This is a genomic window from Riemerella anatipestifer ATCC 11845 = DSM 15868 (assembly GCF_000252855.1).
Classification (GTDB): Bacteria; Bacteroidota; Bacteroidia; order Flavobacteriales; family Weeksellaceae; genus Riemerella; species Riemerella anatipestifera.
On sequence record NC_017045.1, the window covers coordinates 1,864,772 to 1,887,970 of the forward strand.

16 protein-coding genes and 1 tRNA gene are annotated in these 23,199 nt (G+C 36.6%); 8 read left to right on the forward strand and 9 right to left on the reverse strand.

Annotation, left to right across the window (positions count from 1 at the left end; translation table 11 throughout):
• Positions 1-25: 25 nt before the first annotated feature.
• From RA0C_RS08870 to mutY, 4 genes are all read right to left on the reverse strand, one after another.
• Positions 26-1,393 carry a peptidylprolyl isomerase gene (locus RA0C_RS08870; RefSeq protein WP_004919750.1) on the reverse strand — a complete coding sequence of 456 codons (1,368 nt, stop codon included), beginning with the start codon at positions 1,391-1,393 and terminating at the stop codon, positions 26-28.
• Between the two features lie 96 nt (positions 1,394-1,489).
• A complete protein-coding gene (locus RA0C_RS08875; protein ID WP_004919749.1) occupies positions 1,490-2,410 on the reverse strand; it encodes a PfkB family carbohydrate kinase in 921 nt (306 codons plus the stop codon).
• 25 nt (positions 2,411-2,435) lie between these two features.
• Positions 2,436-2,999 (reverse strand): gliding motility lipoprotein GldD, encoded by a 564-nt coding sequence (gene gldD, locus RA0C_RS08880; RefSeq protein WP_004919747.1) that lies wholly within the window; start codon positions 2,997-2,999, stop codon positions 2,436-2,438.
• A gap of 44 nt (positions 3,000-3,043) precedes the next feature.
• Positions 3,044-4,084, reverse strand: a complete 1,041-nt coding sequence (mutY, locus tag RA0C_RS08885; protein ID WP_004919744.1) for an A/G-specific adenine glycosylase — start codon at positions 4,082-4,084, stop codon at positions 3,044-3,046.
• 46 nt (positions 4,085-4,130) lie between these two features.
• On the opposite strand from mutY, the gene RA0C_RS08890 reads away from it, so the two are divergent.
• The 5 genes from RA0C_RS08890 (at position 4,131) to RA0C_RS08910 (ending at position 13,358) form a co-directional block, all read left to right on the forward strand.
• Entirely contained in the window at positions 4,131-4,424 is a 294-nt protein-coding gene (locus RA0C_RS08890; protein ID WP_004919742.1) for an HU family DNA-binding protein, read from the forward strand.
• 223 nt (positions 4,425-4,647) lie between these two features.
• Complete coding sequence (locus RA0C_RS08895; protein ID WP_013447132.1) at positions 4,648-6,207, forward strand: Rne/Rng family ribonuclease; 1,560 nt, start codon at positions 4,648-4,650, stop codon at positions 6,205-6,207.
• A 126-nt stretch (positions 6,208-6,333) separates the two neighbouring features.
• Positions 6,334-8,925 (forward strand): zinc-dependent metalloprotease, encoded by a 2,592-nt coding sequence (locus RA0C_RS08900; protein WP_014411350.1) that lies wholly within the window; start codon positions 6,334-6,336, stop codon positions 8,923-8,925.
• 20 nt (positions 8,926-8,945) lie between these two features.
• Positions 8,946-12,017 (forward strand): SusC/RagA family TonB-linked outer membrane protein, encoded by a 3,072-nt coding sequence (locus RA0C_RS08905; RefSeq protein WP_004919736.1) that lies wholly within the window; start codon positions 8,946-8,948, stop codon positions 12,015-12,017.
• 24 nt (positions 12,018-12,041) lie between these two features.
• Positions 12,042-13,358 carry a RagB/SusD family nutrient uptake outer membrane protein gene (locus tag RA0C_RS08910; RefSeq protein WP_004919734.1) on the forward strand — a complete coding sequence of 439 codons (1,317 nt, stop codon included), beginning with the start codon at positions 12,042-12,044 and terminating at the stop codon, positions 13,356-13,358.
• A 76-nt stretch (positions 13,359-13,434) separates the two neighbouring features.
• Here the strand turns inward: RA0C_RS08910 and RA0C_RS08915 are convergent, their stop codons facing one another.
• From RA0C_RS08915 to RA0C_RS08930, 4 genes are all read right to left on the reverse strand, one after another.
• The gene (locus RA0C_RS08915; protein WP_004919732.1) at positions 13,435-13,737 is read right to left on the reverse strand and encodes a hypothetical protein; all 303 of its coding nucleotides are present in this window, start codon (positions 13,735-13,737) and stop codon (positions 13,435-13,437) included.
• Positions 13,727-14,785, reverse strand: a complete 1,059-nt coding sequence (locus RA0C_RS08920; protein WP_004919730.1) for an RluA family pseudouridine synthase — start codon at positions 14,783-14,785, stop codon at positions 13,727-13,729. The genes RA0C_RS08915 and RA0C_RS08920 overlap by 11 nt, the downstream gene beginning before the upstream one ends.
• A gap of 62 nt (positions 14,786-14,847) precedes the next feature.
• Complete coding sequence (locus tag RA0C_RS08925; protein ID WP_004919728.1) at positions 14,848-15,882, reverse strand: PASTA domain-containing protein; 1,035 nt, start codon at positions 15,880-15,882, stop codon at positions 14,848-14,850.
• Between the two features lie 108 nt (positions 15,883-15,990).
• Positions 15,991-19,125: a UvrD-helicase domain-containing protein gene (locus RA0C_RS08930; protein ID WP_004919727.1), complete on the reverse strand. Its 3,135-nt coding sequence runs from the start codon at positions 19,123-19,125 to the stop codon at positions 15,991-15,993.
• Positions 19,126-19,250: 125 nt separating this feature from the next.
• Here RA0C_RS08930 and RA0C_RS08935 point away from each other — a divergent pair, with 125 nt between their 5' ends.
• Positions 19,251-20,075, forward strand: coding sequence for a TerC family protein (locus tag RA0C_RS08935; RefSeq protein WP_004919725.1), 825 nt, complete (start codon positions 19,251-19,253; stop codon positions 20,073-20,075).
• Between the two features lie 246 nt (positions 20,076-20,321).
• The gene (ribB, locus tag RA0C_RS08940; protein WP_004919723.1) at positions 20,322-21,443 is read left to right on the forward strand and encodes a 3,4-dihydroxy-2-butanone-4-phosphate synthase; all 1,122 of its coding nucleotides are present in this window, start codon (positions 20,322-20,324) and stop codon (positions 21,441-21,443) included.
• Positions 21,444-21,614: 171 nt separating this feature from the next.
• Here the strand turns inward: ribB and RA0C_RS08945 are convergent.
• Positions 21,615-21,686, reverse strand: a tRNA-Gln gene (locus tag RA0C_RS08945).
• 182 nt (positions 21,687-21,868) lie between these two features.
• On the opposite strand from RA0C_RS08945, the gene RA0C_RS08950 reads away from it, so the two are divergent.
• Positions 21,869-23,197 (forward strand): hydroxymethylglutaryl-CoA reductase, degradative, encoded by a 1,329-nt coding sequence (locus RA0C_RS08950; protein WP_004919722.1) that lies wholly within the window; start codon positions 21,869-21,871, stop codon positions 23,195-23,197.
• Positions 23,198-23,199: the final 2 nt, after the last annotated feature.

Below are 23,199 nucleotides of genomic sequence, written 5' to 3' on the forward strand. Positions count from 1 at the left end.
TTTAGCTGTTTTTTTGTGTTTTATCTTATTTGGTAAGAGCTTGTTTGTTCCAATCTACATCAAATTGGCAAGATTTGTAACGCCCATCAATAGATATGAAAGTATCTGGTAGTTTTTCAACAATCCATTTCTCCATAACTTTACCCTTTTTTTGTTCTAAGGCGTAGTTTTTAATTCTCTCGTAGTCAGAAGTTAAGTCAAGTGAGTGTGCAGGGATTTCCTCTAAAACTTTAACGATGCTTACCACTTTTTTATCTCTATCTGCTACATCTTCAAACGCCTCTGTAATATCTCCTACCTTTAATCCCACAATCTGGTAGCTGTAATTTGCAGGAAGGTGCAGTTTTTCTAGTCTGTCAGAACCTCCAGGTGTAGAAATAACTCCAGCGTTAAATTTGGTAGCTTTGTCATCAGAGTATTTGTAAGCCGCTTCTTTAAAGGTAATTTTACCGTCTTCTATTTGCTTTCTTATTTCATTTAGTTCTTTCTTAGCTGCAGCTATTTCTTCCGTGTTAGGTTCTGCTTTTAGTAGTATATGTCTAGCATCATAGAATTTACCACTTTTCTTAATAAGCTGTATAAGGTGATACCCAAACTCAGACTCTATAGGTTTAGAAAGTTCGCCTTCTTGTAAATTGAGAGCAGCGGCTTCAAAAGCTTTTACCATAGCTCCCTTTGCGATGTTTTTGTATAGACCTCCAGTAGCAGCAGACCCTGGGTCTTCGGAATATATCCTTGCCATTTTTTCAAAACTTTCACCGCCTTCTATATCTTTCTTGATTTGGTTAAGTTTATCAATTAATTTTTGCTGATGCTCCTTTGTTAATTTAGGATAAAGTGTAATCTTTGCTAACGAAATTTCGTCTTTCACCATAGGAAGTTGCCCTTTATAGATGTTGTAGAAGTCGGTAACTTCGTTTGGTGTGATGTTAACACCGCTAGTAATTCTTTGATATTTAGCTTGTCCGTAATATTGGTCAGTATCAATTTGCTCTATTGCAGACTTCATCTCAAATGAATTTCTGAATTTGTAAGCTGCTAGAAGCTCCTTTTCTGACGGGAATTGTGCTAAAAGTTCGTTATACTTGGCTTCTGCCTGTTGCTTAATAGCTTCAGAGTGATTTTCTATTAAGGTGTCTTTCTTTGCTTCGTAGATGAGTAACTTATTGCTTAATACTTTTTCCAAGAACTCACATCTATTAGCCGTTTGTGCCCCTTGCTGACGAGCATAATTCTCTTGCTGTTCTATATCTGATTCTAAAACTATTTCGTTGCCTACTACTGCGGCTATCCCGTCCACTAAGTCCCCAGGTTTAAGCTGTGCATGAGCGTTAAACGAAAGTAATGTGATAAAAAAACTCAGTAGGAAGGTAATTTTATGTTTATAGTTCATATTTAATTAAATTTAAAACCTAAGTTGCAAAAATAGAATTATTAAACAATAACTCTTAATATTTTATTATAATTATTTCTTAAAATTTGTAGCTGTTTAAAGTTTTACTTCAAAGGCAGTTAACTTTTTAAATTCTTGTATTCTTTCTTTAAGCATAGTTTCTGATATATTGGCAAGTCTTTCTGTACCGAATTTTTCTACCGTAAAAGAAGCAATAGCAGAACCCATCATTAGAGCGGTTTTCATATTTTCAAAGCTATAATCTTGGGTTTTAGCAAGATATGCGGCAAATCCTCCAGCAAAAGAGTCTCCCGCACCTGTAGGGTCAAACACATCTTCTAAAGGTAAAGCAGGAATTGCAAAGATTTGATTTTTATCAAAGAGTAAAGCTCCGTGTTCTCCTTTTTTAATGATAACGAAATTAGGTCCCATCTTTCGGATTTTCTGAGCGGCTTTTACTAAAGAATATTCTCCAGAAAGTTGTCTAGCCTCTTCGTCGTTAATGCAAATGATGTCTATTTTAGAAATAATGTCTAATAATAAATCCCAAGTATGCTTCATCCAAAAGTTCATAGTGTCTAGGATAACGAGCTTGGGGCGGTTTTTCATTTTGTTAAGAACCGACATTTGTACCGCAGGGTGCAGGTTTCCTAATAGTAAAACCTCTGCCTCTTGAGCTTTTTCTGGGATTTTAGGGTCAAAGTTTTCAAGAACATTCAGTTCTGTAGATACGGTATCTCTAACATTTAAGTCGCTATGATATTTCCCTGACCAAAAGAAGGTTTTTCCGTTAGGGATAATTTCTATTCCATCAATATTGATGTTTTTACGCAGCATCATATCTAATTCTTCTTGAGGGAAATCTCCTCCTACCACAGAAACCAGCCCTACACTAGCCTCCATTACAGAAGCGGCTAATCCTATATAAGTGGCAGCACCACCTAGTGTTTTGTCGGTTTTTCCAAAAGGGGTTTCTATGGCATCAAAAGCAACAGTTCCTACAGCTAAAAGTTTCATTGTTTTTCTGTTTGAATTTTTATAATTATTTCTTCCACTGGAAGGTTTCTATTAAGTGGAGTATATCTGTTTTTATGTATTCTACCGCAGGGGCAAGAGAATCTGGTTTGGGGCGAGAGTTAAAATATAAATTCCCTGTTATAAAATGGTGAGTGCTATCTGTGATAAAAAACTGAATGTTAGATGCAGACTCGCCCTTTAGTTCGTAAAAGTTGCCAAAAACTCTTTTTTCAGGATAGCTAAAAGATTTGGTTTCTATGGCACTGGCCTTTATAGTGTGTTCGTAAACCATTTTTTCAGCCTCTTTTACATGTAACTGAAAGTCGTTTTTTATAGGGAAGTAGGTTAAAAACACATTAGCTTTCATTTTAGGATAGCTGAGGTTAAACCAACATTCTCTCTGTTTAGCTGGTGTTACTTTAGCAAAATCTGAGAACTCAAAAGTATAATTACAAGTATTGTTAAAGGGTTGATAATGTGCTTTGGGATACTCTAAGCGGAGCTCTCCTTTAGGTTTGGGTAAGGTTTCTCCTTTACATCCGATGAGAGTAAAGACCAAGATAATGGAAAGTGTGATAACTTTAAACATTGTGCAAAAATAAAAAATACTTACCAATTAAGGTGGTAAAAATGCTATTTGTTGAAAGTTTTATCAATGTAGTTTTCTAAAGGTTTCGGAAACGATTTTTGCTGCGAACTTTCATAATCCACAAAATTGAAGTTATTATGGTCGTGAGCAAATTGTTCTAATAGCTTAACACTAGGTAAGGTAACAGTAACAAGCTCTATTTCTAAATTTTTGTGTGTGAGTTTGTGTTTAACTGTATTATGGTTGGAGATGTACTCTTTTAAATGTTCAGGTAAAAATTCTGGAAAATCATAAAGGTTTTTCCAGATAGAAGAACGGTCTCGTTTCTTTACGACAAAAAAATCATTGTGATGGATAAAGTAGTATTTTAGTTTTAGGTCTTCGGTTTTTACCTTTTTTATTTTAACAGGGAATTTATCTATTGTCCCTGTATTAAAAGCGATACAATCTTTATTTAAAGGACAAAATCCGCACGAGGGTTGTTTAGGTTTGCAAATGCCAGAGCCTAAGTCCATAATTGCTTGGTTGAAATCCCCAGGGTTATCTTTAGGGATGAAGTCTTTGGTAAGTTCCGAAAAATAATCAAACGCATTAGATTTTGAAATGTCAAAATCATCGGCAAAAAATCTAGAAAAAACACGGTAAAAATTACCATCTATGGCAGGGTAGGGCAACTGATATGATATACTGCAAATAGCAGCGGCGGTATATTTTCCTATACCTTTTAGTTTTAGAATGTCTTTGTGATTGGTAGGGAATGTTCCTCCAAAATCTTGCATAATTTGTCTAGCAGCATATTGTAGATTGATGGCTCTAGAGTAGTAGCCTAAACCTTTCCAGTAGAGGAGTACCTCGTCTGTATCTGCTTCTGCTAAAGATTTTACATCAGGAAATCTGGCTATAAAATTAAGGTAATGCTGAAGCCCTTGCTGTACTTGGGTTTGTTGTAAAATAATCTCACAAATCCAAATATTATAAGGATTTTTAGTAGCTCTCCAAGGTAGGTCTCTAGCGTTTTGCTTGTACCATTGGAGTATTCTAAAGCCAATGTTTAGAAAATCAGGGTTTTGTTTGTTTGTTTTCAAAAATAAGTTATATATTTGCACACCAAAAATAAAAACAAAAAAGGAAATGACAAAAGCAGAATTGGTAAATACCATATCTAACAAGTTGGGTATTGAGAAGAATGACACGCAGAAAGTAATAGAGGCTTTTATGCAAGAGATAAGAGGTTCTCTTTATGAAGGTAACAATGTTTACTTAAGAGGTTTTGGCTCTTTCATTATTAAGACTCGTGCTGCTAAAACAGGAAGAAATATCTCTAAAAATACAGCGATAGAAATTCCTGCACATAATATTCCAGCGTTTAAACCATCTAAATCTTTTGCAGAAAGAGTAAAAACTAAAGTTCCAGTAAAGGATTAAATTCAATTTATTTATTAACATAAAAAATATAAACTATGCCTAGCGGAAAGAAAAGAAAAAGACACAAGGTAGCAACTCACAAGAGAAAGAAGAGAAGAAGACAAAACAGACACAAGAAGAAGAAATAAGTCATAATCTCTTATTAAATATAATATAGTTGATGTTTTATCAAGGTAAAATACATCAACTATATTTTTGTTTAACTATCTAATATAATTTTAGAATGAAAAAAGAACTGCTAATATCTAACGAAGGCGGTGCTTCTAAGATTGCATTGATAGAAGACGGACGCTTATTTGAGCTACACGAACAAGAACAAGAGAGCGATTTTGTTGTAGGAGATATTTTCCTCGGGAAGATTAAAAAGCTAGCCCCTAACCTTAATGCCGCTTTTGTAAATATAGGCTACGATAAAGATGCCTTTTTGCATTATCAGGATTTAGGACCGCAGTATCTTACCTATCGTAAATTTCTCAACGAAACTTTATCTAAACGGAAAAACGATTCAGGTTTAAAGAACTTTCCTATAGAAAAAGCGTTGGATAAAAACGGTATGGTAGATAGCGTTTTGGCTAAGGACGATGTAGTTTTGCTACAAGTTACCAAAGAGCCTATCTCTACCAAAGGAGCTAGAATTTCTACCCAAGTTTCTCTTACGGGGCGTTTTTTAGTATTGATACCATTTGACCAAAAAGTTTCGGTATCAAAGAAAATTAAAGACTCGGCAGAGAGAGAACGCCTAAGAACGCTTATAGAAAGCATCAAGCCAGAAGGTTTCGGTGTAATTATAAGAACCGTAGCAGAAGGTAAAAAAGTAGCCGAGCTCCATAACGGTATGAACCAGTTGATTCAGAAGTGGGAGACTTGTTTTAAGAACATACAACGAGGCAAAGTACCTTCTAAAATCCTAAGTGAGGAAGAAAAAGCGTCTGCTATCCTAAGGGATAATTTTAATGCAGATTTTGTAAGCATCATCTGTGATGATGAAGATATGGTGCAAGAAATGAAAAATTACCTAGAGGTAATTGCACCAGAGAGGAAAAATATAGTGGAGTTTTATGAGCATCATATCCCACTATTAGAATACTATAATGTAGAAAAACAGCTTAAGCAGAGCTTTGGTAAGCACGTTAATATCCCTAGCTCCAAAGGAGCCTATTTGGTTATAGAACATACAGAAGCATTGCATGTAATAGATGTAAATTCTGGTAACAATATAACCGCAGGAAGCCAAGCCAATAAAGAGCACGCCTTTAATGTGAACAGAATGGCAGCTACAGAGATTGCAAGACAGCTAAGGCTTAGAGATATGGGAGGCATTATAGTAGTAGATTTCATAGATATGAGAGATGCCGAGCATCGTAGAGAGCTTTACGAGCATCTTAAAAATGAAATGAAACGAGATAAGGCAAAACATAAAATTTTGCCACCTAGTAAATTTGGGTTGATACAAATTACAAGGCAAAGGGTTCGTTCTGAAACGGTGATAGAAACCAAGGAAGAAAACCCAAATAAGGACGGTGAAATTTTAGCACCGGTAGTCATTGTAGAGAAAATGACGGAAGTCCTAAAAGGGCTTATGCAAAAAGAAAAAGGAAGGCTTTATCTACATGCCCATCCGTTTGTGGAGGCTTATCTTACCAAAGGTCTTATGAGTATACAGACCAAATGGTACTTAAAGTACAAAAAGTGGGTAACTATTATCCCGAGAGACTCTTTCAAATATTTAGAATATAGGGTTTACAATAGCCAAAAACAAGAGTTAGCGAGTTTCTCAAACTAAAAAATACAATCACCTTCTCCAGCACGAGAGGGTGATTTTTTATGATTTTTATCCATTTTTCAATATCTATACTTTAAAGTTTACCCTAAATAGGGTATAAAAGGCTAACTTTGTCCCCCTTTTTTAATGAAAAATAGATATTGGTTTATGAATTTAAAGATTTTAGGTTGTTCTGCGTGGTTGTTTTTGTATCCAAATATGGCTTTTCCTCAAAGCAAAGTTTCGTCAAAAGATTCTGTGAAAACAGAGAAAGAAGATTCTAAAAAAAATGAGAGCTTTGAGTCTTACGAAAAGTTATTGAAAGGAGCAGAAACCAAACAAGGGCTACTCAAAATACATAGAATAAAGGATAAGATTTATTTTGAAATTCCTAACGAGGTGCTAGGGAAAGACCTACTCATCGTAAATAAAATATCGTCTGTACCCGCTCCCATCAATAATGCTGGAATTAACAAGGGGATGAACTATGAGAATAAAATCATCAGATTTTATAAAGACACTACCAATAAAAAGGTATGGGTAAAAACTTTCGACCCACAAATTACCGTTAATTCGCAAGATAATATTTCGGCTTCGGTAAAGGATAATTACGGAGAGTCTATAGTGGAAGGTTTTGAAATTAAAACTCTAGGGAAAGACTCCACAGCGGTAATTCAGGTAAATAATGTCTTTGACGGAAACGCCAAAAGTTTTAACAATCTGTTTGATAATATCGGTATGGGTGGCAGTGTAAGAACCAAAGATTCTTACATAGACGAGGTAAAGGCTTTTCCTAATAATGTGGTAGTAAAGTCTTATTTCAGTACCCAAATTTCAGAGGGGAAAACTTCTGCCGAAAAAGCCGATTTAACGGTGGGGACTACCACTAATATTGTGCTATTGCCAGAGCCTATGGTAGGGCGTTTTTCGGACGATAGAGTAGGGTATTTTACGACCCCCAAGATGTACTTTACGGATAGTCAGCAGAAGGTAGAACAGAGAGAACTCATTACCAGATGGCGACTAGAACCTAAAGCGGAAGACGAAGCAAAATACCTTAGAGGCGAGCTGGTAGAACCTAAAAAACCGATTGTTTATTACATAGACCCAGCTACACCGAAACAATGGCAACAAGCCATTATAGATGGAGTGCACGATTGGAATAAAGCATTTGAAAAGGCTGGGTTCAAAAATGTAATTTCAGCGAAATTGCCAGACCCTAACGATACAGAGTTTGATGTAGATGATGTCCGCTATTCTGTAATTACTTATGCAGCCTCCTCTATGGCGAATGCTATGGGCCCATCGGTAGTGGACCCTAGAACGGGGGAAATCTTGGAGTCTGATATTATATGGTGGCACAATGTGATGACTTTACTCCAATCTTGGATGAGAGTTCAAACAGGAATTATAGACCCACAGGTAAGAGGAAATAAATTCCCAGACGATAAGATGGCGAATGCCATTCGGTTCGTGTCCTCGCACGAGGTAGGGCATACTTTTGGGCTTAAACATAATATGGGGTCTTCGTTTGCATTCCCAGTAGAGTCTTTGCGTTCGCCTGAATTTACGGAGAAAATGGGAGGTACAGCTCCTTCTATTATGGACTATGCTAGATTTAACTATGTGGCACAAGAAGGTGATGGCGTGAAACAAATCACTCCGAAAATAGGAGTTTATGATGAGTTTGCCATTAACTGGGGTTACCGTTGGACGGGTAAAAAGACGCCTCAAGAAGAATTGCCAATCACGCAAAAATGGATAGAGAAACATCAAGGAGACCCACTCTACTTCTATGGAGCACAGCAAGAGGAGACGGTAGACCCTCGCTCGCAAGCAGAAGATTTGGGCGATAATGCGATGAAAGCAGGGGAGTATGGCATCATCAATCTAAAGAAAACGCTACCAAACCTCATAGAATGGAGTACCAAAAATGGAGAAAACTACAACGAAGCGAAGTCTTTTTACAATCAAGTGATTAACCAATGGTATGTTTATAACAATCACGTGTTGGCTAATATTGGGGGGATTTACCTTAATCCTACCGTTAAGGGCGACCAGCAGAGTTCTTATATACCTGTACCATACGAAACACAAAAAGAGGCTTTGGCGTTTATAAAAAAACATATACTGACTTTGCCAGAGTGGTTATTTTTATCTCCATTGAACCAAAAAATCCGTCCAGCTAAAAACACACCTAAAGGGTTGGTGGAGCAGTCGCCATACAATGTATTTAGAGAGAAACAAGCCGCTATTTTGTACGGGCTTATGAATGATAATAAGCTCCTAAGAATATTAGAATTTGAGTTTCTTAATCATCAAAAAGTGATGACGGTAGCTGAATTGTTCAACGATTTAAGAGAATTTATTTTTAGTAAATCAATTAAAAAACAGCCTTTGAATATCGCTGAGAGAATGACGCAAAAAAACTACATAGATGCTCTCATTATAGATACGCAGAGAATGTACGAGAAAACGGAAAAGGGCATCTTTAGCCCAATGCCAATGATGTGCGACTATGCTTGTAGCCACACTCATTTGGATAAAGCGGACGAACGGAACTTAGAATTTTATTTTGATGGAATGAAACGATTGTCGGAAGTAGGTTCTGCCAAAAGAGCGGAGTTGATAAAGGTACGAGCAATCATCTCAAAAGCAGTGAACAAAGCCGATAACGATACACAAAGTCATTATCAAGATATGATGGTAAGATTAAATAAAGCATTGGGTAATAACTGAAATTGATAAAAACAAGATATATGAAAACAAAATTACTATTAACTCTTTTGCCAGGGGTATTCTTCGCACAGAATACCATAACCGATACGGTTCAAAACAAAGAGAGAAAAATAGAAGAAGTGGTTTTAACGGGTTTTCAGAAGATTGAAAAAAGTAAACTGACTTCTTCTGTAGGTGTGGTAAAAATGAAGGCTATTGAACAAAAAGCCACTGCTTCTGTGGATCAAATGCTACAAGGTAAAGTAGCAGGGGTAATGATTACACCAGCTTCTGGAACACCTGGGCAGATAGCTCCTGTGCGTGTGAGAGGTACGGCATCACTTTCGGGTTCTACAGACCCACTTTGGGTGGTGGACGGAATGCCTTTAGAAGGAAACCAAGCTCCTGCCTACAATGTGGGACAAGACATCAATGAGCTTAAAAACTATTCTATCGCAGGGTTCAACCCAGAAGATATAGAAGATATCACAGTGCTTAAAGATGCGTCAGCAACCGCTATTTATGGTGCTAGGGCAGCCAATGGGGTTATTTTGGTAACTACTAAGAGTGGTAAAAAAGGAAGAATGAGCATCAATTTTTCATCAAATACTTTTGTGAGCTTAAGACCAGATTTCTCTAGACTTAATCTGATGAATGCTTCCCAAAAAGTAGATATGGAATTGATGATGGCAGAAAGAGCCGACCTAGACAATTATAGAAAAGATAATGGAGCGGTGTCTAGAATTTTAACTGCTAATAACGACTGGGTGTCCTTTAGAAATGGAGGCTTCTCGGCACTTAGTCCTCTTTCGCAAAAGCAAATCAATGAGCTTAGAAATACCAATACCAACTGGGGCAATTTGCTTTATAGAAATGTGGTTAATCAGCAACAAGCCGTGAGTATCACAGGTGGTTTAGATAATTACAGCTACTATGCTTCTTTTGGATATTACGACGAAAAATCTACCGTGATAGGTTCAGGATTTAATAGATTTAACCTTACCCTAAAAAATAATTATAAGGTAAGCGATAAACTTAATTTAGGCTTATCTATATTCGGAACTTCCACTAAACAGACTTCGTTTTTGTCGGATTCGGGGAGCTACACTACGCCTACTTATTACTCTAGAACGGCTAATCCTTACTTAGCACCTAGAGATGCTAACGGAAATTACATCTACGACCGAGATATAAACTATGTGGAAAGCTTTTCGGGTAATGATACCAGAATTCCGTACAACTATATAGAGGAAAGAGAGAATACCAGATATTCATTAGCGAATAAATCGTTAAGAACTATTTTAGATGTTAATTATAAAATCATTAAAGGTTTAGAATACCGCTCTCAATTTGGATTATTGATAGGTACAGGCGAAACTGAACGCTATGCTTCAGCAGAAACTTACCTTATGAGAAGACGAATAGCAGAAAGTATCCAGTCGTCTACCAATACTTCGTTTTTACCGAATGGAGATTATTTCCAAAGAACCAACTCTAATGATTTTGAATATAATTTCAGAAATATACTAGAATACAGCCCTAGATTTGGCAATCACGATTTGAATGTATTGGCAGGGTCTGAAATCAGAAGAACCAGATACTACGATATGATGAGCCAAATGTATGGCTACAATCCAAGGACTAAAACATCGGTTCCTGTAAATTTACCAGATAGCCAAGCTACTTCGCCAATCTATATTCCTAATAGAGATACCGAAGTAGAAAACTCTTTTGCCTCTTTCTTTGGGACTTTATCATACACTTATGCTAAAAAATATACTTTCTTTGGTAGTGTGAGATATGACGGGACTAACTTCTTTGGTGCAGAAACCAACAAGAGATGGAACCCTATCTGGGCAGCTTCGGTGGCGTGGAATGTTAAGAATGAAAACTTCCTAAAAGACAACGCTACGATTAGTATGTTTAAACTAAGAGGGTCGTATGGTCTTCAAGGAAATATTGATAGAGGTACTTCGCCTTATTTCAGAGGTACTTATGGTAACACTAGAATTTTAAATACTGCGGAAACTACCATAGTACACGATGGAGCTCCAAACCCACTTTTAAGATGGGAAAGAACAGCCACTAAAGATGTGGGATTAGACTTTGGATTATGGAACAACCGAGTTAATTTCACTTTAGATTTATATGAGAGAAAGGGGACTGATATTATGGGAGTTAAAGAACTTCCGTTAGAAACAGGTTTCTCTTTGTCTAATGTCAATTGGGCAAGTCTAACGAATAGAGGTTTTGAATTTTCACTCATAACTAATAACATCAATACCGATAAATTCAAATGGACGACCACCTTCAATATTTCTGCGAATAGAAGTAATATTGATGAGGTAAATGATGGTAGATATACTTTCTTACCTTCGGGGAAAGGCTATCCTGTAAATGCAGTTTTCGGTATTAAAACGGCAGGTCTTGATGCTAATGGACTTCCGTTATTCTATGATAAGAGCGGAAATGTAGTGTCTGCTGTGGACTTCTACAAAATATCAGACCCTTGGGGAATAGGCTATGTGACGAGCGAATATTCTCAAGACCAAATGAAAAATTGGTTTAGTTATCTAGGAGATAGAGACCCTAAATACTTTGGAGGGATTACCAATACTTTCAATATAGGCAATTGGGATTTGAATATTGCGGCATCTTTCAACATCAAACAAACGGTATTGGGTAGAGCTCCGTACAACTTTACGGCTATAGATAGAGGACTTAATGCTTCTGCGGATATTCTAAATGCTTGGACACCTAACAACACTTCATCTACTTTGCCAAGAATTATAGGGGCAGATACCGTACCTGGGCAAGAGGTGGTTTATGGCTGGTTTGCTAATTGGGACCCAACAAATTCTTACAACTATTTTGATTTATGGGCTAAAGAGATGAGCTTCATCAGAATCAATAATATAAGATTAGGGTACAACCTACCAGCGGACTTATTGAAAAGTGCAGGGATAAAATCTATGAGATTATCTTTGGAAGGAAGAAATTTATTGGTCTTCAGTAATGGGCACAAAAATTTCTTTGACCCAGAAACCTACGGTAATATCTATGCACAGCCTATACAGAAAGCCCTCGTGTTTGGTCTTAATGTAGGGTTTTAATTTAACTTAATAATTTAATAAAAAATGAAATCAACAATAAAAACTTTATTCATCGCAACCTCACTATCTTTGGGTGTAGTTTCTTGCGAAAGATATTTAGATATAGTACCTACGGGGAAAGTAGTACCACAGACGGAGGAAGATTTTAGAGCTTTGCTTACGAGAGCGTATCAAATTTACCCTCAACACAAGGCATTACTCAATCTTAAATCTGATGAGGTAAAGGCAGCCAACTCTTCCGAATATTTAAAAGCGATATTCACTTGGGGAGAAGCGAATGCGACGCCAGGTTCTACCGAAGTGCCTTACGCATCTTTATACGAAACTATTTTCTACACCAATTATATTATAGAAAATGCTTATAAATATGTTGGTAAAAATGAAAATACCAACCAAATATTAGGAGAGGCTTATGCTTTAAGAGCTTATGTTTACTTTGAACTCATTGGGATTTATGCTCCAGCTTATAACGGAAGCAATGGTTCTACATTAGCCGTTCCTTTGGTAACGGAAGTTAATTTGGAAGGCAGTTTTCCTAAAGCTACTTTAGATGCGGTTTATAATCAAATATTTTCGGATATAGCCACTGCGGAACAGCTACTAAATCAAGATAAGTTTTCTGCTGGGCTTAATTATAGATTTACAACTACGGCTTTACACGCATTTAAAGCTAGAGTGTATCAGTACAGAAAAGATTGGGCTAATGCTTTAAAGGAAGCAAACCAAGCACTGGCTTTGAATTCTAACTTGGAGGATTTTAATAACTTCAGCGTTTTACCTAGCAGTTATACTTCTACGGAATCTATTATGAACCTTGATTTGCCAGTAGTGCCGAGTACCTACTCTTTCTCTAGAGCGAGTGATGAGCATATTGCTTTATTTGATAAAACTAATGACCTTCGTTTTTCTAAGTATTTTAAACAAAACGGAAGCAATTGGCAAACTTTAAAATATAATGCAGGTTCTAGTGCGTATAAATGCACATTCCGTGTGGCAGAAGTTCTTTTGATAAAGGCAGAAGCACAGGCGATGCTAGATAAAGTACCCGAGTCTAAAGCAACGCTTATTTCATTAGCTGAAAAAAGATACAACGCTGTGGGGTTGGCTAATTTTAAAAACAAAATAAACGGTTTGTCTGATACCGATTATTACACGGAATTACTTAAAGAAAGAGCGAGAGAGCTTTCGTTTGAAGGTTTGCGTTGGCAAGATTTAAGACGAACCAATCAACCTGAAATTACACATATTTTTGGTAGCGAAACCTTTAAACTAGAGCAAGGCGATGCGAGATATACCGTTCCTTTCCCTAAGGAAGCAAGGCTGAAGAACCCAGAATTGTAATATCATAGTATAAAAGTCAAAAATAAAACAGGTCGTCCGAAAAGATGACCTGTTTTTTTTACTTTAGTAATGCTTTTTACAAGGTTGCTCTATTTTCTCCTTTTGCAATCGTATTTTTCCTAGTTGCATTTTTGTTTTCCTCTGTTACATTTCTATTTTCTCCTTTTGCAATCGTGTTTTTCCTAGTTGCATTTCTGTTTTCCTCTGTTACATTTCTATTTTCTCCTTTTACAATCGTATTTTTCCTAGTTGCATTTCTGTTTTCCTCTATTACATTTCTATCTTCTCCTATTACAATCGTACTTTTTATGGTTGGAGTTCTATTTCCATACACTTTTAAATCAAATAGTGATGTTGTTTTTAGTAATTTAATTAGCACTTAAGTAATTTCTCCATTTCTCTACCGCCTGTTGCATATCTTGTGGCATTGGGCTTTCAAAATACATTTCTTTTTTTGTGGTGGGGTGAGTAAAACCTAGGGTATGAGCGTGTAAAGCGTGTCTAGGCAAAACTTCAAACACATTTTTTACAAACTGTTTGTATTTTGGTAGGTTAATCCCTCTCAAAATTTGATGTCCCTCGTAGCGTTCATCATTAAACAAAGTATGCCCAATATGCCTGAAATGAGCCCTTATTTGGTGGGTTCTGCCTGTTTCTAGTTTGCATTCCACCCAAGTCATATATCTAAAGCGTTCTAAAACTTTGTAGTGGGTAACGGCGTGTTTTCCTAGACTGCCGTCTTCATAAACAGCCATTTGCATTCTGTTCTTTAAATCACGACCGATGTGTCCCTTAATAGTGCCAGTGTCTTCCGCTAAATTGCCCCATACAAACGCCCAGTAAAGCCTTTTGGTAGTCCTCTCAAAGAATTGTTTGGCGAGAAAACTCATCGCATACTCATTTTTAGCAATTACTAAAAGTCCAGAAGTGTCTTTATCAATACGATGAACTAAACCTACACGGTCTAAATCGGTTTTGAGTCCGTTTTTCTCAAAGTGATAGGCTAAGGCATTTACCAATGTGCCGTCCCAATTTCCGAAACCAGGGTGTACTACCATTCCTGCCTCTTTATCTACAACTAACAAATCATCATCTTCATAAACAATGTTGATAGGAATATCTTGAGGTACAATCACATTTTCTCTAGGAGGGTGGGTAAGGAGTACCGAAACTTTATCTCCAGGTTTTACTCTATAATTTTGCTTTACAGGAGTGCCGTTTACAACCACATTTCCTGCTCTACAAGTTTGAGAAATTTTGTTTCTTGATGAGTTTTGTCTAAATATGAGTAAATATTTATCAATCCTTAAAGGTTCTTGATTTTTATCTACTACTAAATTGAGATGCTCATAGAGTTCTTCGGTCTCATCTATATCTTGTTGAGGCTTTTGTAGATGTTCTTCTTCAAAATCTGTATAGTCTTCCATTATCATATCATAAACGAAGGCTTTAGCATATTGCCAAAGCCTTTTGTGTTTTTATTGTAAAGTTATTCTATCACTACTTTTTTAACCTTTGGTTTCTCCTCTACTGGTTTGGGAGTAGGTTTAGGCTCTGGCTTTTTTTGTTCCGTTGGTTTTGGTTTAGCCGTTTCAGGTTTTGGAGTAGGTTTTACTTCTGTTTTTACCTCGGGTTTTGGTTTGGGCTGAGGAGTGGGCTCTGGTCTTACAGGCTCAGGCTCGTAGGTAATATCTTCCCCAAAATCAGGTGTGGTTACAGGAGCTATCCTTACTCTATACATTTGGTCTAAAGCGTTGATTTTACTTTGCATTTCGGCTAAAGTTTTCTTACTTGCCCAAATGTCTATTTGCATACCTTGGTCTCTAAGGCTTCCCGGTGCAGGGTCTTGGTAATAGACAATATCGCTGTCGTCGCTTTTTCCGTCTTCATATTCTGCTAATCCTAGAGTAAAATAATTTTGCTCTATAATCATTTTAGCTTGTTTTACCGTCATTCCTACTACATTAGGTACAGCGATGTTTCTCCTAGGACCACTACCAATGATTAAATCAATCGTAGAAAATCTAGGTAATAAAGTACCTGGAGCTAGGGTAGTACCGTTGTATCTCATTCCTATCACGGCATCTGGCTGAATGCTAGGCTCGTAGATGGTATCTCCTACTTTTAGTCCGATTCTTTCTAATTGAGTGAATACGGTGTTTTTGTATCGGTTAAGAACATCAGGTACAGTTACTTTAGCCCAAGTTCTAGGGTTTACTCTTAGACGAATGGCTCTACTTTCCTTCACTCTAGAACCTGGGGAAGGGTAGATTTGTAATACCTGAAAAGATTTGTATTTTGGGTCGTATTTTCCGCTGTCTATTTCGTATTCAAGTCCTGCATCATCTAGTGCTTTTATGGCTTCGTGCATACTCATATTTACGACATTGGGTACAGGGATTTCTTTACCGTGATTGGTGTGTAGTTCTAGCCAACGGAAGGTAAGCCATACTAACCCTACCAACACGCCTATTGCTGCAACAGCATTAAGACCTACTTTCCAATGGAAAAGTGATTTAAACATAATTCTATAATTAAAACTTTTGAGCAAAGATAATATTTTCTCATCAACAACGGCTAAAAAACAAGGTTATTTTCGTGGTTGAGTTATGCTTATATTTAGGTTTAGAGGTTAGATGTAAACAATCTCAGTTCCTAATACATTAAAGTCTAATTGTTCCAAAGCTATTTTGTATGCTAATATTTGGTTTTGATGTTTATCGTTAGGAGCTCCTGTTTTAAAATCTAAAATGTAATAGCCACCGTTTTTCTTTACCACTCTATCTGGGCGAAAAATCTCTCCATTTAGCATAAAATCTCTTTCGTTGTAAACTTCTTCAATCTCTTCAAAATAAAAGGAATAGGAGTGATGCTCCACTACTGAAAGAATGGTTTTTTCTATCTCTGCTTTTTCTTGTTTGGTTATAATACCGTCTATCAGATAGCTAGATAGAACAGGCATAATGTCGTTTTTAGTCTTGATTTTGGATAGAATTTCGTGAGTGAAAATCCCTGTACGCACTTTTTCGTTTCGCTCTTGATAGTTTTTAGAAGGTGTTGCGATTTGGATACTGCTAGAAATACAAGTGTTAGGTGTGATTTCTACACTTTGTTTATTGATTTCGGTTAGTTTTTTCTTACGATTTTGTTTTTGATAAGAATTGTTTTCCTCCGGATAAAGGTCAAATTGCTGTTCGGTAGCGTTAAATTGCTGTACAAAATCTAATATTTCTAGCTTATTTTCTCCTGACTGACTAGGCTTTTGGAGATATAGGAAAAGTTGCTCCACAGGTCGAGTAGTGGCAACATATTGTACACAATAGCGGTCGATTTTATTTTTATAGGTGTTTTCTTCTGAAAATGATTTCAAAGTATCGTCATACACCAAAAGTTCCTTTTTGAACTGACTAAGATTAACCGATTTTAAATTTTCTAAATCTACCGATAGCCAATCATTAAAAGAACTATCTTTATGGCTGTTTTTCATTGGGAGGAATACCACAGGATACTCTAAGCCTTTGGTAGCGTGTATGGTCATCATTTTGATGGCATCTATATTTTCGGAGGATTGTATGGATTTTTCCGATGCTTCTTCGTCCCAATATTTGATAAAATCTTTTAAAGTTTTCCCTGGATTTTGGGTAAAGGCATAGACTTCTTCTAAGAAATTTAGTATGAAATCGGTCTCTTGCTGAGGCACGGCAAATTGTTTTACCAAATATTCTATCCTATTATAAAGATTGAGATGTAGGTAATGCTGATGATTAAGTCCAATGCCGTATCGGTTGTTTAATTCTTCCAAAATTGCATCGGAAGTTTTAAGTTCTAGAAGGCTTGTGATTTCTTCGGAGAACAAATTTATGTTAATTCGTCCTAAACTATTGAGGTGATACAATGCCCTCATAAGGCTGTCATAGTTAGCAGTATCGTTTTCCCATTTCAGGTATTCTATGGTTGCCAAAAGGGTTTTGGATAAATCTAAACTTAAGCCTTTTTCAGAAATGGTTTTGATGTAGGTTTCGGTATTTTTATAATTGACTTTAAGTAGTCCTAATCTTTGAGATAGCTGTTTTATTTCTCCTTTTGTTCGGCACATAATGCAGATGTCTGAAAATTGGAAGCCGTTGTTTAGGCAAGTTTTAATATCTTCAAACATTTGGTTGGCTACCTCGTCGAAGAAAACTTCATCTTTTCGGTCGTATTCTACTAGATTTACTCTTACTCGCCCTAGCAGGTCTTCTCTTTTAGCTATTTGTTGCCCCTGTTCTGCAAAAAGGTGTCTGTGCTCTTCCTGTTCCAAATCTTTTGCCATAAAGGCATAAAGTTCATTATTAAAACGAACTATATTTTGTGCACTTCTCCAGTTGTTTTCAAGATTTTCAAGGTTGATGTTTACACCTGTCGCTTCTTTACCATTGATGATGTCTAGCATCTGCTCTGCATCGCCCCCTCTAAATCTGTAGATACTTTGTTTAGGGTCGCCTACGAGGGTAAAGCTGTGGTCTTCGGAGCTGATGGTGTGGTCTCTAAGTGGGATAATATTTTCCCATTGTAGTTTGGAAGTGTCTTGGAATTCATCAAAAAAATAATGCTGATATCTCGTGCCTATTTTCTCATAAATAAAAGCCGATGGCTCCTCTCGTAAATTTTCTTTGATTAGAATATTGAACTTGGAAAGAAGTACCAAATCGTCTTCATCTTCTATGATTTCTAGCTGCTCACGGATTTCTTTATTGATTTTGAGTGGTAGCAATTCTTTAAGAATTTTGGCTTTCTTTTCCGAAGTTACATAGTTTGTGATGATGAGTGTTCTCCATTCTATAAGGGTATCCAAAATGGAAAATATAGCATTTATAATGGTGTTGTCCTTAGATGCTGTACCTTTTCGGAAGCGTTCTAAAGCTTTTTCTTCATCAGACGGAAAGGGGAATTTATCTCTCTGTCCAGTATAAAACTTTAGAGCTTCTTCAAAAAACTTTCCTAGTCCAGAACTTGCTCCGCCTTGGAAATCCTTAATTTCTAGATTATTTTCGCTAATGAGTGCTAAAGCCTTTTTGGCATATTGCAAGGCCTCGTTGTGGTGTTGCGTGAGCTGTGTTCTAAGTTTTAGTTTCAGATGGTCGTACGTTTCCCAATCAAAGGCTTCATTTTTTCGTAGTTCTTCGTAGTGGACATCGTTTACGAAGGTTTTGGCTCGGTCGTACAGTGTTTTATTTACATTGATTCGTTCCTCATTTTCTAGGTTGTAATTAACGAAATCCATAAACGCTTCCGAAACTTTTGGGTCTTCTCCTATTTTATCTAATAGTTGGTCAACTGCTTCTATGAGGTAGGGCTCGTTATTGATTTCTAGGTTGAAATTCTGTGCCAATCCCAATTCGTAGGAAAAACTCCTTACCAGTTTTGCATTAAATTTGTCTATCGTCCCAATGTTTAAAATAGAATAGTGATGCAGGATGTAGTCCAAAACTTTTTTAGAACGGTAGTGTAGGTCTTCTATGGTGAGTTTTATCCCTTGGGTCTCTAGGTAGGATTGTATGGCTTTTAGCTCGTTATTTTGCAGATAATCTTCTCTAGTAAATGCTTCTAGCCATTGTAAGATACGCTCTTTCATTTCGTTAGCAGCTTTGTTGGTAAAGGTAAGAGCAAGAATGTAGCGTATGGCTTTTTCGTCTGGCGTTCTAAGGCACAGAGAGAGTATTCTGATAACTAGGGTGTAGGTTTTTCCCGAACCTGCCGAAGCACTTATAGCGTTGTATGAATGCATATACTTGTATATTGTATTTCTTGTATGAATCGCAATTTAAACAATAATTTTCATATAATGAAATTTTTTTCTTTGGTCTCAAAAACTTTTCTAATTTTACGCCCTTAATTCAAATGAAATAAATAATGGAATTTTTAGAAGTATTTTCATCAGCCGATGCTTGGATAGCACTCTTAACGCTGACTTTTTTAGAAATAGTATTGGGGATAGATAACATTGTTTTTATCTCTATAGTATCCAATAAAATAGAGCCCAAAGACCAGAAAAAAGCAAGAAATATAGGGTTGCTTTTGGCTATGGTGTTTAGGGTAGTATTGTTATTTGGGATTAAGTGGGTAGTAAGTCTTAATAATGAGTTATTTGGAGTGCATTTGTCTTGGTTTCACGGTAGCGTTACGGGGCAGAGTTTAATTATATTTATTGGAGGGTTGTTTTTGCTTTACAAATCCGTTTCCGAAATTCACCATAAACTAGAGGGGGAGGAAGAGCTTAAAGTTTCAACAGGTAAAACCTCTTTAGGTTCTGCTATCGCACAAATAGCTGCACTTAACTTGGTGTTTTCTTTTGATAGTATCCTTACAGCGGTAGGTTTGGTAAGTTTCAATCAGTATGGGGAGGCTGGAGCATTAACGATAATGATTTTGGCAGTAGTGATTTCCGTAGTGATTATGATGGCGTTTGCTGGACCAGTAAGTAATTTTGTTAATCAGCACCCAACCATTCAGATTTTGGGGCTTTCGTTCCTTATTTTGATAGGGGTAATGTTACTTGCTGAGGCTTCTCATTTAGGGCATTTCTCCTTGTTTGACCAAGAGGTGGGCGTAATTCCTAAAGGGTATTTGTATTTTGCAATTTTCTTCTCGTTAGCGGTAGAATTCATCAATATGAAACTTCGTAAAAAAGGTAAACCAGTAGAATTACACAATTCTGAAAAAATAGACCAATTATAGTTTTTATGTGGGCGTGCCCCTTGCCTAGGCTTAGTCCCTCTGCTAGGGTCGGTCTTCGGGCAGTCGCTATAATAAAACCCCAAGAGAAAAGCTTCTTGGGGTTTTATTATGAGCTCCAACAATGCCCTTCGTCCTCACGCAATGCCTTGGAAATATAGTAAATATTGTATACATTCAGTATCTGTTCCAAAAATTTGCCAGAACCCTTTAATCCTATTATCTTTGTTTCCAATATAAAATTACGAGATGTCAGATATAAAACTCAATACCATTCCAGAAGCATTGGAGGATCTTAGAAACGGAAAAATCATCATTGTTGTAGATGACGAAAACAGAGAAAACGAGGGTGATTTTCTTTCTGCAGCGGAGCTTACAACACCAGAAATCATCAATTTTATGACTATCTATGGTCGTGGGCTTATATGTACACCACTTCCAGAGGAAAGGTGTGATGAGCTAGGGCTAGATATTATGGTATCCCGCACCAGCGACCCTAAAGAAACGGCTTTTACCGTATCTATAGATTTGTTGGGGGAGGGTGTCTCTACAGGTATTTCGGCGAGTGATAGAGCCAAAACTATTCAAGCGCTTATGGATAGCTCTACTAAACCGACTGATTTTATGCGTCCAGGTCACATATTTCCACTTAGAGCTAAAAAAGGAGGAGTTCTAAAAAGAGCAGGGCACACCGAAGCTGCAATAGATCTTACCAAACTAGCAGGACTGAAAGAAGGTGGTGTTATCTGCGAAATTATGAATGATGATGGAACTATGGCAAGACTACCACAGTTGGTAGAGTTGGCAAAAAAACATGATCTTAAAATAGTTTCCATAGAGGATTTGATAGAATATCGTCTTAGAAAAGGAGATTTAGTAAATAAAATAGAAGAGAGAACGGTAAAGACACTTTACGGAGAGTTTAAGTTTCATGCATTTCAAGAAAAACATACCGAGCAAATTCACTTTGCATTTACGAAAGGAGAGTGGACAGAAGATGAACCAATTTTAGTAAGAGTACAGAGCTCTAGTTCATATTTTGATGTATTGAGCAGGTTTATTTCTGGAGAGCAAAATCTTTTGGAAAAAGTTACCAAAATGATAAATGAGGAAGGTAAGGGAGCTATTATATTTATCAATAATGTCTCTAACGCAGAAAATACGATGAGAAAACTCCAGCAGTTTTTAGATTATCAAGATGGGCAAGTACAGCGTCCTACACTCTCTGCTAACTATATGGAGTATGGGGTAGGTACACAAATTTTAAAACATTTGGGGGTAACTAAATTTAGAGTAATTACTCAAAACCCGAATCAGAAGCCTGTTATTTCAGGCTATGATGTAGAAGTTACCGAAATGGTACAGCTTTAGATTATTGTAACAAAGTTTTCATAATAAGATTTTAATGGTTAATTAAAAGCTGAAAGAGCATTTGCCTTTCGGCTTTTTTGTTTATTTAGTGTTTATGGAAATTGTATCTTGGTAGATTCACTTTGTGAACAAAAAAGCAACCAATTTCCTCAATTGGTTGCTTTTTTAATGTAGACCCACAGGGACTCGAACCCCGAATAACAGAACCAAAATCTGCTGTGTTGCCAATTACACCATGGGTCTAGGTGTGTTGTTTTTTAGTGGTGCAAATTTACAACTTTTTTTATTTCGTGCAAAAAAAATATATAAAAAATCATCATTACATATTTAAAATATTGGTTTTCAGTTTTATTTTTTTATTATTATTTTCTTCTTTGGTGTTTATAATATCAAGTTGTATCTTTGATACCTCAAAATTAAGAGCTATGAATCATCAGCCAATAGAAGGATTTTCTAAATTAAATAAGCAAAATAAAATAGAATGGATTGTTAATGAGTATTTGGCAGGTAACGGAGAATACATCAAAATACTTCAACAATATTGGAACGACAATCAAGATCTGCAAAAACTTCACGACGAGTTCTCAGAAAACACTATTTCCAACTTTTATATGCCTTACGGTATTGCTCCGAATTTTTTAATAGACGGGAAATTATTGGCACTCCCTATGGCGGTAGAGGAGAGTTCGGTGGTAGCAGCAGCTTCCAAAGCGGCTAAGTTTTGGCTTAACAAAGGTGGTTTTAAAACTACCATTATTGATACTAAGAAACTAGGACACACTCATTTTATACTAAAAGCAGAACCTCACAAGATTAGACATTTTTTCAATTTTAATCTTAGACAAAAACTATTTGAGGCAACTCAAGACATCACCAAAAATATGAGAAATAGAGGAGGTGGTATTTTGGATATAGAGTTGGTGGATAAGACTTCTGAAATGAATGATTATTATCAACTTAAAGCTAGTTTTGATACTAAAGACTCTATGGGAGCTAACTTTATCAACTCTTGTTTAGAGCAATTTGGTAAAACACTTAAAGAGGAAATTAACCTTTCTGCTGATTTCACAGAGGACGAAAAACAATCTCTTCAAGTGGTAATGAATATTCTATCTAACTTTACGCCTGATTGTATTGTTAGAGCGGAGGTTTCTTGCAAGATAGAAGATTTGAAAGATGATAGCGGTATTTCTCCCGAAGAATTTGCATGGAAGTTTAAACAAGCCGTTGCTATCGCTGAAATAGAGCCATACAGAGCGACCACTCATAATAAAGGGATTATGAATGGTGTAGATGCGGTAGTTATAGCTACAGGAAACGATTTCAGAGCTACGGAAGCTTGTGCTCACGCCTACGCTGCCCGTAGCGGAAAATATAGTTCACTCACACACTGTACTACCGATAACGGAATATTCAGATTTTGGATAGATTTGCCTATTTCAGTAGGTGTTGTAGGAGGGCTTACTAACCTGCACCCATTGGTTAAATTCTCACTAGCGTTATTAGGTAAACCTTCTGCTCAAGAACTCATGAGTATTTTAGCTGTATCTGGATTAGCTCAAAACTTTGCCGCTCTTCGTTCGTTGGTAACAACAGGAATCCAAAAAGGACATATGAAAATGCATTTGTTTAATATTCTTAATCAGTTTGGAGCAACTGAGGAAGAAAAATCTTATTTTGTAAACTATTTTAAAGATAAAACGGTAAGCCACCACGAAGTCATCACAGAACTCAACAAGCTAAGAGGAAAATAAGA